The organism is uncultured Nitrosomonas sp. (assembly GCF_902826915.1).
Classification (GTDB): domain Bacteria; phylum Pseudomonadota; class Gammaproteobacteria; order Burkholderiales; family Nitrosomonadaceae; genus Nitrosomonas.
Window position 1 is genome coordinate 1 of the sequence record NZ_CADEGP010000039.1, and the last position, 16565, is coordinate 16565.

Sequence of the window (16565 nt, forward strand, 5' to 3'; positions counted from 1 at the left end):
AAAACCGCTCGATTAGCCCTTGGTGTGCGGTGAATTAATCAGTGTTTCCCTAGTACTATGCATGCCGCGAGTGAAGCGACGCGACGCAGCAATTCGATTTGTTCTTCGTGAGTCTTGAAAATATTACCACCTCCGTAAGCCTGCGGAGAGTCTGTGAAAACTGCCTTTTCCAAACTTTCAAAGGAGGACACCTGGTAATTGTCAATCATCAGATCCCAGAAAAAACCGAAATAATTAGGACTCGTCTCCAGCAGATATTCCGGAAGTGTTAGGCGTAGATCGGGTTCGTAAGCAGATATCTTGAATTCTGATTCTGAGCGGCGTCCTTGATCAATACGTACTTGTCGTCCTTCGGTTCCTAACTGTACCGGGCCGGGAGTGATTTTCTCAAGCTCTTTAACTTCAGGAGACCATTGGGGTAATTCTCAAATAGTTCGTCTGCGAGATACTAGAAAAGTGCGGTGGCTGAATGCTCCACTATGATATGCGCTTTACCTACGATCGGTTCGGTAGAGCCCAGGTTGAGCATGGAACCTAAATTAAACATCTCACTTAACCCCTGCTAACTAATAAACATCTAATCACGCTATTGATTCATAATGAACTCAGACGATAAACGAATAAGGCATCAATTTCAAGCGCTCTATCGGTATAGTGACAGATAAGAAGGATTCTGGTTTCAAGCAAATGATGCGGTGCTTGCAGAGGTATGAGTTATATGACTTGCTGCTTGGTAAAGTCTTTTATGCGGAATCCCAACAACCACAAAGCGGTAAAATAGCTCGAAGCGCCCATGATTATTATCCAGCTTAATCGGCCGACGCGAGTCATGGTGGAATCGGTCAACCAAGAAGCGTCACTACCTGCCGTGAACCATAAAACAACTCCCATACTTGCCAAAGCGATCAGTATTTTGACAAAGAAATTAAGCCATCCGGGTTGCGGCTGATAGATTTTGTGGCTGCATAATTTGTAGTACAACAGCCCCGCATTCAAGCAGGCACCTAGTCCAATCGCTAATGCGAGACCGGCGTGTTTGAATGGAATGATGAAGGCCAGATTCATGAGTTGTGTGGCGATTAGCGTGATCACGGCGATTTTTACAGGGGTTTTGATGTTTTGGCGCGCATAGAATCCCGGTGCGAGAACTTTGACCAGAATTAATCCGAGTAATCCAATGCTGTATGCAATCAATGCTTCACGCGTCATCCATACATCGTGCTCAGTAAAAGCACCATGGTAGAAAAGTGTTGTAATTAAAGGTGTTGCCAATAGTGCCAGTGCCAGCGCTGCGGGTAAAGTTAGCAATATCGTCATTCTTAGGCCCCAATCCAGCAGACGGGAATATTCTTCAGTGCTGTTATCATTGTAATGCCGCGCCAAGGACGGTAGTAGTATGGTACCTAATGCGACGCCTAGCAGGCCAGCAGGGAATTCCATTAAGCGATCGGCATAGTAGAGCCAGGATACACTGCCCGTAACCAGTAAAGAAGCGAATATGGTATTGATCAGCAGACTGATTTGGCTGACCGATACACCGAAAACCGCTGGGCCCATCAGTTTAATTACTCGCCAGGCGCCCGTATCTTGATTGCCGAAACGAATCCGTGGCAATAATTTGAGGCGTAGTAGGAATGGTACCTGGAATACAAGTTGTAGTACGCCACCGATAAAAACTGCCCAAGCTAGTGCAAGAACGGGTGGATCGATAAGCGGTGTGAGCCACAATGCGCATCCGATAAATGACAAATTTAATAATGCAGGTGTGATCGCAGGTACATTAAACCTGCCATAGGTATTGAGTATGCCACCTGCTAACGCGACCAAGGAAATGAATAAAATATAAGGGAATGTAATCTGCAGTAATTCAACAGTCAGATTAAATTTTTCCGGGTCAGCGGAGAACCCTGGTGCGCTGGCATAGATGATGAATGGGGCTGCCACGATCCCCACCAGCGTGACAACAAACAGCGTGATGCCCAAAAGCATGGTGATATGATCAATCAACTCGCGCGTTTCTTCGGATGTTCGAGTGTTCTTGTATTCTGCGAGGATCGGAACGAATGCCTGGGAAAATGCGCCTTCGGCAAATAATCGTCTCAGCAGATTGGGAATCCGGAAGGCGACAAAAAAAGCATCAGTTGCCATTCCAGCCCCAAAAATCCGAGCAATCATGATATCGCGCACAAAACCGAGAATGCGTGATACGAAAGTCATGCTGCTGATTGCAGCGAGCGCCTTAAGTAAATTCAATGGTATTTATCTTTTTCTAGCGGCGGGCAGAAGATTAAGCAGCGCTATTATTAAATTTATATTATCTAGACTCTATTAGTCAGTGTGTTTACTAACGAGAGAGTAATTATTTAAAAAGACTGCCTAATTTTCCTAACAAGCCTGGCTCGGACCAATTCCATTGCAGGCAGTATTCCGCACCCAATTTTGGTTTTTTAACTTCAGCTGAAATAGTTGTTTGCCCAGTTACACTCGGCGGCAATAAAGCTTGTTCTTTACCATCATACTTGCAGTAAAAACGAGCAGTAGAAATGGCGCGGCCCTCAGGCAGTTGTACTGTCATATGCAGATGTTGTGTGTCATCATCGATCACGTGAGAAAGCGTGCCTTGGCTTTGTGTAAAAGCATCTTGATATTCGCAGGTTAATGTCAGATCGGAGCCATCGATTAATTTTAATTCGGGCGGAATTCGCATGCAAACGTGATAGTTTCCATTTTCTTTTTGTTGATCATCTGGTTGTCCATGGTTGATTTTGAAATTGCTGATACTGCCAATCGCGCGGATATTTTTAAACCAATATTCTGAATTATCGACATGGCATGCGGTTGTCATCTGCGTTTGTGTCAATGTTGCTTTATTGCCGCCATTATCATGAACGGTTAATAATTTTTTTAAATCTGAAATGGTGAAAGCAGATTTGTTTTGCCTGAATTGATCAAGAATCAGCAGTGCTGCACAAATCGTAAAAATTAATCCAACAACGAAAAATGGGGTAAGCAGGGCAACCAATGCACCAAAGACAATGATCGATATATTGATGTAAAAAATCAGCTGGTTGGGTTTGTTAAACATTCAAATCTCCTTAGATTATCAAGCATATTCTTATAGTATTTTTTGCAGCGCTGAGTTTAACAGAGAGCCGCAAGCAAAAAAAGCAACAAAGAAATCAACAATTGTTTAACAATTTGGGGTTATTATTATGATCCAATCTTATTCATCTTTTTTATGGAGAGAAAATAATGTCGAAAAAAATCATTAAACCTATTTCGATTGCTTTAGGCACAGCATTAGTCACCAGTTTAGCAGCAACCAACTTGACTGCTGAGACGCAGACTAATCCGTTTGCAATGAGTGAGCTTTCTAGTGGTTATATGCTGGCGTATGGAGACAGTGCAAAAAAAGCCGAGCAAGAAGGGCAGGCTGACAGCAAGAGTGAAATGAAAAAGGATATGGAAGGCAAGTGTGGCGAAGGTAAATGCGGCAGCAAGAAAGAAATGAAGCAAAATATGGAAGGCAAATGCGGCGGTAAGAAAACTGAGCAAGAAGGTAAATGCGGTGAAGGTAAGTGCGGTTCTAAAAAATAATCTATTCAATCCATGAGCAGCAATCATTATCCTGTTCATGGCGTGGGTCTTGGTCTGCGGCGATCTATGATAGATTCGTTGGCAGATCAAATTCCGCAGCAAGTGAATTTCTGGGAAGTTGCGCCAGAAAACTGGATAGGTGTCGGCGGGCGCTACGGAAAGAGGTTGCGTGAACTGACCGAGAAATTTCCTTTTATTTGTCATGGACTATCACTTTCAATCGGTGGGCCGTCGCCATTGGATGAAGCTTTTCTGCACCGTTTGAAAAGATTCTTCAAAGAGCACCGCATCTGCTATTACAGCGAACATCTCAGCTATTGCAGTGACGATGGGCATCTGTATGATTTAATGCCGATACCTTTTTGCGAGGAAGCAGTGCATTATGTAGCAAGCCGTATCCGTTATGTGCAAGACATTTTGGAGCGGCGTATCGCGGTGGAGAATGTTTCCTATTACGCAACTCCCGGTAAGCAGATGGAAGAAATCGATTTTCTGAATGCTGTGTTGCAGGAAGCGGATTGCGATCTACTGCTTGATGTCAATAATATTTATGTCAATAGTATCAATCATTGCTACGATGCCGAAGCGTTTCTGCGCGGATTACCGGCCGAACGCATTCGTTACATTCATGTTGCCGGGCATTATCAGGAAGCGGAAGACCTCATTGTTGATACTCATGGCGCGGATGTCATAGATCCCGTTTGGCGGTTACTCGAGAAAGCCTATCAGCATTTTGGCGTCATTCCGACCTTGCTGGAGCGTGATTTCAATCTGCCGCCACTGGCAGAATTGCTGCAAGAAGTGGATATTATTCATGCGTTACAGTCAAAATGGTTGACGCAACCCAGTGATTACCTACAACACGGCTGATCGTCCCGAATTTGTACAGCAGCAATACGTTTTTGCGGCGTATATTCGCGATCCGGAAAATAATCCGTGTCCTGAAGCACTCGAAGAGCGGCGCCTGAAAATATACCGCGAGCTGTTCTATAACAACGTAGAAGGCTTTATCGCCAACAGCTTTCCGGTATTACGCCAAATCATGTTGGATAAACTCTGGCATGCAATGATTCGGGATTATTTTGCTAGACACTTGTCACGTACGCCATTATTTCCGGAAATGCCGCGTGAGTTTCTAAAATATCTGGAGCATGAGCGCGCAGTGCAACCAGATGATCCGCCATTTATTCTAGAACTGGCTCATTATGAGTGGGTTGAACTAGCGCTTTCTATATCGGATGAGAAAGTGGAAGTGGCAAAAATAAATCCAGAAGGTGACTTACTTGATGGGATCCCGATGATTTCCCCGTTAGCCTGGTCATTGAGCTATCGTTTCCCGGTGCACAAAATCAGTCCGGATTCTCAGTCAGGAGCACCCGGAGCGACGCAAACACATTTAATCGTTTATCGAGATGCCGATTTTGACGTGCATTTTATTGAGATTAATGCAGTGACTGCACGTCTTTTGCAGTTGATTAGTTGCAATGATCACAAATCTACACGGACATTATTGCAACAAATAGCCGTTGAGCTGAATCATGCGCAACCCGATATCGTAATCCGTGGCGGAATGGACATATTGAATGATTTGCGGAAACGTCAGGTGATTTTAGGGATTCACGTCTAATACACGCAAGGTGTGCAATATGAGTGATGGGATAACTTCCCAGTAGCTGAGAAGTTATCCTGGGGGAGCTACTTTTAATTGTTTACTTTGATAAAATTGCCGTTCTGCTTGATCCAGACATCTCCAGTGTAAGCATCATTAATCGACATGGCATCGGTTGCAAAACAATCCGTTACACCCTCTGTTCTATAAGTTCCCTTGGTAATATATTTAACCGGAGGAGTTAGCACAATGCCATCGACAGGCAAGCCAGCCAATGTATCCGTGAGAGCAGTTGTAATGTCGAGACAAAGATCAGAATTTACGACCAAATTAGCTGTTTCGGCAGGTGCATTGATAGTGCAATGCTTCACGTTCGCTGCGGCATCGACAATAGCTTGGAATGGGTTAGGTAATCCGGGAATGCTGGTTGACAAACCCTCAATACTTGATGAAGTAATGGTGTTGCTGCCCAACAAAGAAATGCCGCTGGCAGTTGTTTGTTGCGGCACTTTGCAAAGATTGGTATTCGTCAGATCCGGAGCTTGAACACACGCACCATTAGTGGTCATTGTGACAACATTGTCACTTTGACTATAACTGACGCCAGCCGGTGCATTGGTGATGTCGCAGGCGGCGATGCTACTATTTCCGCCTGAATTGTTAATTTGAGTGATCAGACTGGATAATGTGTTGATCAATGTAGGACTATTCCCCCAAGGACCTCCCATCACATAAACGTTGTTGTCATTTTTGTTAACACCCGCATAGACACTAGATTCTGGATAATACCGAAATAACCAGGGCTCAATGTTTTGTGTTGCTTGGTGACTGGGGAAGATTTCTCGATACGTATTTTCAGCCCAGTTAAGCAGTTTCTCGGTGTCACTGGCAGTTGTAGCAAAAACGGAACAAATATTTCCGAGTAAAGCCAAGGTGCAAGTAAATAAAATAATCGGTTTCATGATAATAATCTCCGGTTGATTTGACAATAAGATAACTATTCGGATGAGTGGGTAAATTGATTGAAATTCAAGAAATGATGAAAAGCGATTTTATATGTAATGTTTCTTAATCGAAGGCGAGATATAACTATAAAAAAAGGGGTAATTCTTGCCAATAAATTATCTTGATTAATACACTTTAGCGGCTAGCTGGAGTAGCTTGGAACTGAAATCCAATCCGGATTTCCGTGCGATCGCTAAATTAATTTCGAACACAATTTTCTCGCTCATCAGATTCATGTTAATTGCAACACCTTTGGATGTGGCATTTGGAGTATCTGCTAGTGTCAGTATCGGTTTGTTGGGAAGGCTATCCAAAATGCTTGCTAAGTTGTGACCGACAGATTTAGAGAAGAAAATGACCTGACATTGTTTGAATTGATCAGGATCATTGATGCGAGCGACGTTGATACGCCGTTTATCAGCCGGTCTATTTTGTAGCTTATCGATTTCATCGCCAAAATAATCTTCGCCATAAATGCAGAGATGAATAATATTCTTCGTGCTACTGGGCCAATGCGTGAATGCAATAAAGTTATAAATAAAAGCTGCTTTGACTTGATATTCCAGGATGCTGTCGGCTCTGGCGAGTGAGTGAGAAATAGGCGGGCCATAACCTAACCATAAAGCTAAAATTGTGTAGCAGACACATCGACTGATGGATGTGCCTAGAAGCTTGATGAGTTGGTTATAAAATTGCATATCGACGTTTTGGGCTAGAAGCGCCATTCTGCTCCTGCATAAATACCGCGTGGTATGTATGTGGGAAACGAAGGAATAAAATCGGATACAAACTCGCGATGATTTTGGCTAAAAAGATTTTGCCCTACGATGAATAACTCAATATTTCTTTTGGGCTTATAACCCAATCGAGCATCCATAGTCACATAACCAGGGATACGATAAAAGTCGATGCGACTGACATAGCGCAACCAGAGATTTAGTTGCAAGTGATCCGAGAAATCGTAATGCGAGCGTGCTGAAATTTGATGTTGCGGACTGACCGTGTTGGCACTGCCTGTAGTTGGATCAAATTGCCTTAATATCGAATCGGAGTGAATATGCATGTCGATAAAGCTGTAATTTCCCTGCAAACGCCACTTTTCGCTAGCGCGCCAATCTGCCGATGTTTCAACGCCATAGGTATATCCGGATGCCCTATTGGTTAATAGAACTGGCAACATCAGATGGGGTGGGAAGCCGGCATGAAAAGAAAGAGCGCCAGCCGATAGATCGCGTAATTGGCTATAATCATTATAGAAAGTGGCAACATCCAGTGAAGCTTGAGGCGAGAACTGATGACGAAATCCTAGTTCATAAGCTAGTAATTTCTCAGAATTAAAATTGGGTGTACCCATTAATTGCGTCAAGACTGGAAAGGGTAACAATGCTGAAAATCCAGGGACATCGGCTATTGTGTTGGCGTTAAAATGAATATCGTTTTCCGCGCGGGAAGGGGTGCGTACTGCGCGTGAAACAGCCAGCCAGAGGGAGTTTCTTTCATCCGGTGTGAACATCAAGCGCGCATTCGGTTGAATCTCCATTCCGGTAAAATCATTGTGATCGAAGCGCGAGCCTAAGGTTAGCCTTAAATGTGCGGGAATCAGCGTGATTTCATCGCGAATAAATGCGCTCGCCAGATGATTGGTTTGCAGCCGCGGATTGAATGATATGAGTTCGGTACTCAGTACTTTATTATGATAAAGACGATAATTCGCTCCCCAAGTCAGGTCATGCTTGTCAAATAAAGGAAAGCGATGCTGAAAATCAATGTCAAAGCTTTCCGCCCTAAATGCCGAGCTGGTTAGTAATCGGTAATCGACGCGATCATAATAGGTTTGCAGCATGATCGAGGATCGGTCAGAAATGGTGCGATCCCAACGCAAACGGATATTTCCTCCTTCGTTGTGACCCCGAGCAGTTTCAGCCTGAATGATGGGGGCACTCAAGTTGGCTTTATTCAGCCGATCACCGAAGGCGTTATAAAAGATATCACCTTGTACGGTGAATTGATCGATTCCCCGCGAATGATCCAGTCGAAAACCGCCTCTGCCTTGATGCCAAGCGTCATTGGCACTGCCTCCCGAAAGGGTATTCATATTGTCGCGCGTGAATCCTTTGGCATAAAAACGATAATGGGTATCGTCATTAATCCTTCCACCGTAGCGCGCGCCGAAAAAACCATGTTCAAAACTGCCACCACCTGCGGAAAGTAATATTCCTTGGGTATTAGCCGCCCTTTTGGTGATGATATTGATCACGCCATTGACTGCATTGGCTCCCCAGACCGCTGCGTTGGGTCCGCGGATGACTTCGATACGCTCAATATCTTCTATCAAGGTGTCTTGCTGTTCCCATTGCACACCGGCGAACAACGGATTGTAGACGCTGCGACCGTCCATCAAGACTTGTAGTTTGTCGGCAAAGCGTCCGTTAAATCCGCGAATGCTGATAGCCCATTTATCGGTGCCAATACGCGCAACATCAACACCGGGAGCCATACGTAAAGCTTCTGGAATACTGGTTGCGCCGGATCTGCGTATATCGTCTTGGGTGATCACGAAAATAGCAGAAGGAACCTCAGAAAGTTTCTGTGAGCGTCTCGATGCAGAGGTGACTTCGATTTTCATCAGTTCTTCAATACTTAGATCTAAGAACTGATCTGCTGCAGTTTTTTTTGCGGATATCGATGGATTACTTGCGATCACAAAATTTGCAAAACAGCAAAATAATATAAAGCCTGATAACTTCAGGTTGCGCTGTACCGTTAACTCAGGGATTAAGATCACAAGCGATTAGTTTCTTTTAGTTCGATCGACTATCGTGGTTTTTTGTGAACAAGGCATATGGATCTTTCTGCGGCAGAGTCTACTATATTACTTTGCCGATAACCACTTTGAAACCTTGATCGCAGTTAATGCGGGTTTTCTTTTCTTTCAAGGAATGATTCTACTTGGTTTTATCTGCAGATGGATCAATTTTCTCGATAGATGCAGGCGCGGCCAGAAGTTTATCTTTTAGGGATAGATAGACTCTATTTCGTCCTGTATTTTTGGCCGCATATAGTGCTTTATTGGCCGCATTAACGAGATGATCTTCGTTTTTTATACCGGCTTCCTTGAAAGCAATGCCAATACTTATGGTGATTTGAATATGAGCTTCGCTGATGTTGATTTGTTGCTGGCTTATTTGATGACGAAGTCTTTCTGCAAAGAGGATAGATGATTTTACATCAGTATTTCCTAGCTGACATACAACCAGAAATTCTTCTCCTCCCATGCGGCAAAAGGTATCGCCTTTGCGTGCGGTTTTTCGAATAATCGCGGATACTTCTTTAAGTACTTTGTCGCCTATTGAGTGACCATGGTTGTCATTGATTTTTTTAAAATCATCAATATCGATGAGCATGACTGCCATCAGTTGTCCGGTTCGGTTGGCGACACTCCATGTCTCAGACAGTGTTTCCATACCAGAGCGCCGGTTGGGTAATTCTGTCAGCATATCGGTCAGGGCATAGTATTCTAATTTACGATTGGTAACCGCTAATTCAGCGGCAAAGCGCTTGAGTTGCTCGCGGTCCTGTTCCCACGCTTCCTGTAATTGTCGGTAGTGCCAGGCTGCTCGCAATCTGGCCCGAAAAGTTCTAATATTTATGGGTTTGGTCACATAATCGTCGACGCCCGCATTAAATGCTTTAATCACTTCTTCTTCATCTTCGATACTGGTGAGCATAATGACGTATAAGTTTTGCCCCCATTCAGTTGCTCGTAATGATTTGGTTAATTCAAGACCATTCATGATGGGCATCATCCAATCGGTGATGACTATGTGCGGCAATACATCCATAGCAAGTGCTAATGCTTGTTGACCGTCATTGGCGGTATACACAGTGTGCCCCAGAACATTGGAGAGCAATTCCTTGGAAAGAATAAGATTGGTTGGGTTATCTTCAACCAGGAGTATTCGTAGTGAAGCGGCGTTGGTTGTATCTTCCGGCCGTGGCGCAGTTGCGCTCATCATTTTATGAAAGGATGGAAGTTGTTCCTGGGCTGTTATCTTAAGTATTTTTCCCCATGTATGCCATTCCCTTATGATTTGGTCGATAAAATTGCCAAATGTTTCGGTATCCAGACCGATTTTTCCACCCAGTAATAACAATCCTGAAATGCGCTGATTACGCTCGGATTCTTTGGTTAATGCAAAGTCAGCAATCTGTTTCGCCAAGTAAAGCTGATGCAGAATTTGGTAAGGCCGAGAGCCTTCAGAAAATCCAGATTCGTCAGGTGCTTCATGATAGTAAATTGGTTCCACAAAAATCTTTGGGAAGCCAAAATTAATTAACATCGCAGCAGTCAATTCATTATGATCAGTCTTTAAGTACTGTTGCTCCAATTGGCTCAAGGAGGTGTCTGATGATTGTTTTTGTATGAGCTCGGAATACTGCTCGGGATAGATTGAAGCGAGTGCCAGGCAACCGATGCGCATCATCAAGCCGCAGGAAAATAGATCCTCAGATGAAGAAACTTGAGTTGACTTGCTCAATTCTTGCATTGCAATTGCCATCAATAGTGAATGAGACCAGAATTCCTGGTAATTAAATCCTTTGTTTGGGCCTTTCGAATATTGATCGATGAGCGAGAAACTCATGGCCAATTGCTTGACGGTGTTTAGCCCGATACGAGAAATGGCTTCTGCTATGGATGAGATCGCGCGTGTGGTTTGTTTAGTTGCATTGGCGCGCTGAATCAAGCGACCTGCGAGTGCAGGATCAGTTTGAATGAGCTTGGTGATTTCGTTGATGGATACATCTTCTTGACGGCAAGCTTCCAGCAGTGCCAGCGCCACGCCTTTAGGGCTGGGCAATAATGTGCTAATTTTTAGTTGGTTAAGGTCAGCTATTTTCATGATCGATTGCGCTGGGATTGGATGCCTGAATTGACCACTTCTGGTTGATGATAGAACAAATTTTTTCTGCGGTGATTGGTTTGCTAAAGTAGTAGCCTTGCAAAGTATCGCAACCGAAATATTTAAGGGCCTGAGCTTGCTCTAAAGTCTCTATACCTTCGGCAGTCACAGAAAAACCGAGATTCGTTGATAATGAAATCATCGCCAGGACGATTGCAAGATTGTTTTTATTTTCTAACATATCACGAACGAAGCTTTGGTCTACCTTTATATAATTTATGGGTAAGCGCCTCAAATAATTCATAGAAGAATAGCCTGTGCCGAAATCATCCAGGGCAATCTGAATCTGATGCTTTCGTAGCTCGTGCAGCGTAGTCAACGTATTTTCATCATGCTCCATCAAAGCGCCTTCTGTGATCTCCAGGATCAGTTTGTTGGGAGGAAAGCCTGTTTCGGTTAGAATGCCGAGTACTTTATTCACCAGTTCAGGATCCTTGATCTGCAGAGGAGAGAGATTGACAGCGACTTGCAAACATTTTCCATTCTTATGCCATTGAGCAGCCTCAGTACATGCTGTACGCAATACCCACTCTCCGATTGGAAGGATTAAGCCATTTTCTTCTGCTAAAGGGATGAAATCGATTGGAGAAACAAGTCCTTGTTTTGGATGCTGCCAACGTATCAGTGTTTCTACTGATTGGAAGTTGCCTTCTGCAATATCGAACTGTGGCTGGTAAACAAGATAAAATTCATTGAGCTGCAATGCATTACGTAGATCGTTTTCCAAGTGCATGCGCTTTTCTGCCTGAAGTGTTAGCTCAGCGTTGTAGAATTGGCAATTATCCCTGCCTTCATTTTTGGCATGGTACATTGCTGTGTCTGCATGTTTCAGCAGGGTTTCGGCATCATTACCATCACTCGGGTAGAGAGCAATGCCGATACTTGTAGTGAGTACGACATCACGGCTTTCGAGGTGAAAAGGATGGCGCATAGTTTCACGAATTCGATGCGCTAAAATTAGCGCATCTTCCGTGCGTAATAAATTAGGAATAATAACGGTAAATTCATCGCCTCCGAGACGTGCTAATTTAACTTCTGAATGATTTTTGTCAGTGCGTGACACAAAATCAGAAAGACGTGTGCTATTTTGTAAGCGGTCTGCTGCGCACTTAAGAATGGTGTCCCCGGCATTATGTCCCATAGTGTCGTTGATACTTTTGAATCCATCCAGGTCCAGAAAAAGGATTGCTAATTTGTTATCAGTATAGCGGGCGCGTTTAATTTCACCCTTTAAACGCTCCATAAAAGATTGACGATTCGGCAGTCCAGTTAGAGTGTCGTAATAGGCAAGGTGAAAAATTTTACTTTCAGAATCCTTGCGATCACTAATATCGCGGACGAGGCAAAGTGTTTCTTCAGAATCAATTACAACAATACGATTTTCATAGTATCTAGTTTCATCGTTATCCAGCTTGAGCGGGTAATCGAAAAGCTCAACCGTGCCGTTGTAACGAGCTTGTTCTGCGGCATCTAAATATAAATTGGCGATATCTTGAGGCAAGCTTTGATGCAATGGATTTGCCGAATTTCGAATCAACCAGGGCGTAGTATCTGCATCACTGCAGATATCCAAAATTTTTCCTTGGTCATTGATAATGAACATTGTATCGGGAATGGCACTGAAAATTGCTACACTGCGCGCATTAGCAGCCTTGAGTGCGAGCAGATTCAAGTAAGCGCGCTTTAAATACAATACGCGATAGCTAAGTAGATTCCAGTTGATCGGTTTGGGGATAAAATCTGTCGCACCAACCTCAAAGGCGCGGGTAATCGATTGCACATCATCCATTCCTGTAACCATGATAATAGGAAGTTCATTGCCAACTTTTTCTCGCACGTATGAACAGACCGTATAGCCATCCATGTCGGGCATTTCAACATCGAGCATAATCATATCGGTGGGTGTTGTTTCAAACAAACGAATGGCCTCTGTTCCATTGCAAGCCAGCGTAACCTCGAAGCCGGTTTTCTCTAGTGCGGCTTGCATCAGGAGTCTGACCGTTGCATCATCATCGGCCAGTAAGATTTTAAAAGGCTTTGCTATCACGATGATGTAAGTATCTTTTTTATCTCAGTGGTAACACATTGATAATGTAAACGCATATTTTCTTGTAGTGCTTTTGCACGTGTCAATTCGCCCGCATGTCCATCAATTTCCAATTGCTTGAAGATGGCGGATAGGTTTTCAGCACCTATATTTCCAGAGCTGGATTTCAAAGCATGTGCTGATTGACGCAGACCTTCAGCGTCATTATTCAAAATTGCCTGTTCAAGTTGCCGTAGACCGTTATCAGCAGACTCGAGAAAGGTTTGTAGAATTTTTTGCAGCAGGTTGCTTCCTCCCGTAGGGTCAAGTTCTCGAATCTCCTCAAGCCTAATCGGATTGAGTGCTGAGGCAGTGTTATTTTCCGATTCTATTGCAACGGGTTCTGAATTTTCAGTATTCATAGGATTGCCTTTTTTTGTGGGTAACCATTGAAGGATTTTCTGTTGTAGTTGATCAAGCGAATAAGGTTTAGAAAGGAAGTCATCCATTCCCATTTTTAAACACTGGATCCGATCGTTTTCAGTAGCATTGGCTGTCAGGGCAATGATTGGGATTTTGTTAAACTGTTGCCGAATTCGAGCAGTGGCTTCAAAACCATCCATCACCGGCATTTGACAATCCATTAAAATAATATCGTAGTGATTGTTGCGGATCAGGTCGACAGCTTGCTTGCCATCATGTGCGATTACAGTATCCAGGCCCAGTCGACTTAACATCGCCTTTGCTACTTCTTGATTGACCAGATTATCTTCAGCCAGTAAAACTGATCCCTCCAAGAGGAAGGGGAGAGTAGGAGATGGACTTTGTGCGGATGCAATTGGCTTGTCGAGATTGCGTCCCATAACGTCCATGATAATATCAATTAATTCTTTCTGGCGGATTGGTTTATTGACGTAGCGAAGAATTCCGATATTTTCCCTTGCCAGTTGCGTGATATCACTATGGGTCGAAGTTAACATCATCATGCGGGTTTTGCTCCATTCAGGATCGGCATGAATTTTTTCTGCCAACTGTAATCCATTCATTTTCGGCATATGCATGTCTAGAATGGCCAGATGGTATGGTTCGTTGTGATCATGAGCATCCTTCATGGCAGCGAGAGCATGTTCCGGACCATCGGTACACACCGCTTGAATTTGCCAGTTTTGCAGTTGGAGTTTAAGAATCTCCCGGTTTGTCTGATTGTCATCCACAACCAGTACTTTGATGCCGGCTAAATTAGCTATATTAGGTTGGTGTGCATGCTTCAGTGCGGATTTCTCCAACTGAAGATTAATCCAGAACTTGGAACCTTGATCAAGCTTACTTTCGACATGAATGTTTCCTTTCATCAATTCCAGTAATCTTTTGCAGATCGTCAGTCCTAGCCCGGTCCCTCCGTATTGCCTTGTAGTCGAACCATCTGCCTGGGAGAAATGATGAAAAATCTTCTCATGATGTTCCGGAGGAATTCCAATGCCGGTATCTTCAACACAAATTTTGATGTCAACTAAGGATTCGGTTGTTTCACTCAATTGAGTGCGAATCACAACCTCTCCACATGAGGTGAATTTAATGGCATTATTAATCAGATTTGCAATGATTTGTCGTAGTCGGAACGAATCTCCCCGCACCATAAAAGCTATGTTGGGAGGTAAAAATTGTGCCGCTAACTCCAGCCCTTTCTTGTCAGCAGGATGAGCAAACATTGTCAGCGTATCTTCAATCAGCTGTACCAAGTCAAAATCAATGATCTCCAGTTCCATATGATCTGATTCAATTTTAGAGAAATCAAGGATGTCATTGATAATCCCTAACAGATGCTGCCCTGAGCTTTGGACTGTTTCAGCAAATCGCTGCTGCTCCTGATTCAGTTGGCTGCCTATAAGTAATTCAGTCATTCCTAGAATTCCATTCATCGGAGTACGGATTTCGTGACTCATGGTCGCTATAAATTCGCTTTTAGCTTTGCTGGCAGCTTCCGCCGATTCTTTCGCAAGCACTAATTCCGCTGTTCTTTTTGTGACTTCTTCTTCAAGATGATCCAGGTGATTTGCAAGCTTTGCATCACGCTCTTGAATCATTTCCAGCATATTATTGAATCCTTTGGATAGTGTATTCAATTCAACGATAGCACTGGGTTCGGTTCGAGTTGAGTAATCTGCCTCATTAGTAACATGATCCATGGTGGTTGAGAGCTCGTTGAGCGGGTCCAGTACGGATCGGTTCAGTCGGCGTAGCATCAGGTTGGCGATCAGTAAGGCAAGTGAAGCTGCTGTGATGGTAATAACAATGTGCCAAAGAATTTGCCAGTAAAGTGGTGCCAAAGAAATTTCCAGGTACAGACTTCCCAAAAGCTGGTCATTGAAGCGGATAGGCTGGGTAATTATTAAGGAATGAAGACTTGTCTTAAAATTTTCGTCTAATGACGATAAAGTTAGGGGAAGCGATTTACTGGTGACAGAGTATTCTACAAATTGTATTTTTGCCTCGTTGTAAATAGCTGCGGCTTGAATTTCATTGGTATTTTTTAGAGAATGTAATAGCGTCTGCGCGGTGTTTTTATCCTGAAACATTAAAGTGGCCACTGCATTCTCAGCCAATAACTTAGCTGTTGACTGGCTGGTTTGTGATAATGAATAAAAACTGATGAAGAAGCTGCTACAAATAACAAGGGTTGCGAGCAGTAGCATGGCGGTGCCCTGTGTGGACAGGCTGATTTGTTGCAATCTTGAGCGTAACGTGATGACTGTCGGTGATGAGTTCTTCATTATTGATATATCTCACTGGCAAAACGTAGTAATTGAGAGCTGAGTTTTAAACCACTTTTCTTCGCTTTGGCGATATTAACCTCAAATGTAACTTTTCTCTCTTTTATTGCCATGTTAAGTACAATACCTTTCGAGGCGGCACCTGGGGTATCGGCAATGGTAAGGATTGGTTTTCCATTCAATAGATTAATGATGTTATCGAGATTGCCAATGGCTGATCGGGTGATGAAAATCATTTGACAATTGGTGAGGTCATCGATATTTTTTACATGCTTGATTACTATTTCGTCATTGTTAATTTTCTTTTGTTGTATGTGTTGTAAATGTTCTCCGAACGGATTTTCATCATAAATACATAAATTCAAGTTTTGAATATGCCGGTCAGGCCATTCAGTATAGGCAGCAAAATTGTATAAAAAAGCTACTTTCATCCGGTACTCCGTTGGTTGTTCTGCGTAAGTCAGTGGTGAAAAACCTAATATTAAGAAGCAGGATAGCGACATTAGTGAAAGATAGATTGAGCTTGGTTGCTTTTCTGTCGGGTAGTTACTGCATAGAGTTACATATTCCCGTGCTAGGAATATCCAAATCTTTCT

Annotated in this window: 12 protein-coding genes; 3 read left to right on the plus strand and 9 right to left on the minus strand. The window is 43.4% G+C overall.

What is annotated here, in order from left to right; genetic code table 11:
* Nucleotides 1-714 precede the first annotated feature (714 nt).
* Both murJ and QZV86_RS08250 read right to left on the minus strand, forming a co-directional pair.
* Nucleotides 715-2253: a murein biosynthesis integral membrane protein MurJ gene (murJ, locus tag QZV86_RS08245; protein ID WP_295626060.1), complete on the minus strand. Its 1539-nt coding sequence runs from the start codon at nucleotides 2251-2253 to the stop codon at nucleotides 715-717.
* A gap of 106 nt (nucleotides 2254-2359) precedes the next feature.
* Nucleotides 2360-3085 carry a hypothetical protein gene (locus tag QZV86_RS08250; protein WP_295626063.1) on the minus strand — a complete coding sequence of 242 codons (726 nt, stop codon included), beginning with the start codon at nucleotides 3083-3085 and terminating at the stop codon, nucleotides 2360-2362.
* A 167-nt stretch (nucleotides 3086-3252) separates the two neighbouring features.
* Between QZV86_RS08250 and QZV86_RS08255 the strand changes: the two genes are divergently transcribed.
* The 3 genes from QZV86_RS08255 to QZV86_RS08265 are packed head-to-tail and all read left to right on the plus strand — an operon-like array spanning nucleotide 3253 to nucleotide 5224.
* Nucleotides 3253-3597 carry a hypothetical protein gene (locus QZV86_RS08255; protein WP_295626065.1) on the plus strand — a complete coding sequence of 115 codons (345 nt, stop codon included), beginning with the start codon at nucleotides 3253-3255 and terminating at the stop codon, nucleotides 3595-3597.
* Nucleotides 3598-3609: 12 nt separating this feature from the next.
* Nucleotides 3610-4467 carry a DUF692 domain-containing protein gene (locus QZV86_RS08260; RefSeq protein ID WP_295626068.1) on the plus strand — a complete coding sequence of 286 codons (858 nt, stop codon included), beginning with the start codon at nucleotides 3610-3612 and terminating at the stop codon, nucleotides 4465-4467.
* On the plus strand, nucleotides 4445-5224 hold the full coding sequence (locus QZV86_RS08265; protein WP_295626071.1) for a putative DNA-binding domain-containing protein: 780 nt from the start codon (nucleotides 4445-4447) through the stop codon (nucleotides 5222-5224). The genes QZV86_RS08260 and QZV86_RS08265 overlap by 23 nt, the downstream gene beginning before the upstream one ends.
* 74 nt (nucleotides 5225-5298) lie before the next feature.
* Here the strand turns inward: QZV86_RS08265 and QZV86_RS08270 are convergent, their stop codons facing one another.
* The 7 genes from QZV86_RS08270 to QZV86_RS08300 all read right to left on the minus strand — a co-directional run bounded on the left by QZV86_RS08270 (nucleotide 5299) and on the right by QZV86_RS08300 (nucleotide 16400).
* Complete coding sequence (locus QZV86_RS08270) at nucleotides 5299-6168, minus strand: hypothetical protein (protein ID WP_295626074.1); 870 nt, start codon at nucleotides 6166-6168, stop codon at nucleotides 5299-5301.
* Nucleotides 6169-6336: 168 nt separating this feature from the next.
* The gene (locus QZV86_RS08275; protein ID WP_295626078.1) at nucleotides 6337-6936 is read right to left on the minus strand and encodes a YfiR family protein; all 600 of its coding nucleotides are present in this window, start codon (nucleotides 6934-6936) and stop codon (nucleotides 6337-6339) included.
* Nucleotides 6924-8837, minus strand: coding sequence for a TonB-dependent receptor (locus QZV86_RS08280; RefSeq protein WP_295626081.1), 1914 nt, complete (start codon nucleotides 8835-8837; stop codon nucleotides 6924-6926). The genes QZV86_RS08275 and QZV86_RS08280 overlap by 13 nt, the downstream gene beginning before the upstream one ends.
* 319 nt (nucleotides 8838-9156) lie before the next feature.
* Nucleotides 9157-11112 carry a diguanylate cyclase gene (locus QZV86_RS08285; RefSeq protein ID WP_295626084.1) on the minus strand — a complete coding sequence of 652 codons (1956 nt, stop codon included), beginning with the start codon at nucleotides 11110-11112 and terminating at the stop codon, nucleotides 9157-9159.
* Nucleotides 11099-13219 (minus strand): EAL domain-containing protein, encoded by a 2121-nt coding sequence (locus QZV86_RS08290; protein WP_295626087.1) that lies wholly within the window; start codon nucleotides 13217-13219, stop codon nucleotides 11099-11101. The genes QZV86_RS08285 and QZV86_RS08290 overlap by 14 nt, the downstream gene beginning before the upstream one ends.
* Nucleotides 13216-15969 (minus strand): response regulator, encoded by a 2754-nt coding sequence (locus QZV86_RS08295; protein WP_295626090.1) that lies wholly within the window; start codon nucleotides 15967-15969, stop codon nucleotides 13216-13218. Before QZV86_RS08295 ends, QZV86_RS08290 begins: the two co-directional genes overlap by 4 nt.
* A complete protein-coding gene (locus tag QZV86_RS08300; protein ID WP_295626093.1) occupies nucleotides 15969-16400 on the minus strand; it encodes a YfiR family protein in 432 nt (143 codons plus the stop codon). Before QZV86_RS08300 ends, QZV86_RS08295 begins: the two co-directional genes overlap by 1 nt.
* Nucleotides 16401-16565 lie beyond the last annotated feature (165 nt).

Bases quoted from the DNA above. Each gene is read 5' to 3' on its own strand.
- QZV86_RS08300 (WP_295626093.1), bottom strand. From the start codon at position 16,400: ATGAAAGTAGCTTTTTTATACAATTTTGCTGCCTATACTGAATGGCCT.
- QZV86_RS08255 (WP_295626065.1), top strand. From the start codon at position 3,253: ATGTCGAAAAAAATCATTAAACCTATTTCGATTGCTTTAGGCACAGCA.
- QZV86_RS08275 (WP_295626078.1), bottom strand. From the start codon at position 6,936: ATGGCGCTTCTAGCCCAAAACGTCGATATGCAATTTTATAACCAACTC.
- QZV86_RS08260 (WP_295626068.1), top strand. From the start codon at position 3,610: ATGAGCAGCAATCATTATCCTGTTCATGGCGTGGGTCTTGGTCTGCGG.
- QZV86_RS08285 (WP_295626084.1), bottom strand. From the start codon at position 11,112: ATGAAAATAGCTGACCTTAACCAACTAAAAATTAGCACATTATTGCCC.
- QZV86_RS08270 (WP_295626074.1), bottom strand. From the start codon at position 6,168: ATGAAACCGATTATTTTATTTACTTGCACCTTGGCTTTACTCGGAAAT.
- QZV86_RS08280 (WP_295626081.1), bottom strand. From the start codon at position 8,837: ATGAAAATCGAAGTCACCTCTGCATCGAGACGCTCACAGAAACTTTCT.
- QZV86_RS08295 (WP_295626090.1), bottom strand. From the start codon at position 15,969: ATGAAGAACTCATCACCGACAGTCATCACGTTACGCTCAAGATTGCAA.
- QZV86_RS08250 (WP_295626063.1), bottom strand. From the start codon at position 3,085: ATGTTTAACAAACCCAACCAGCTGATTTTTTACATCAATATATCGATC.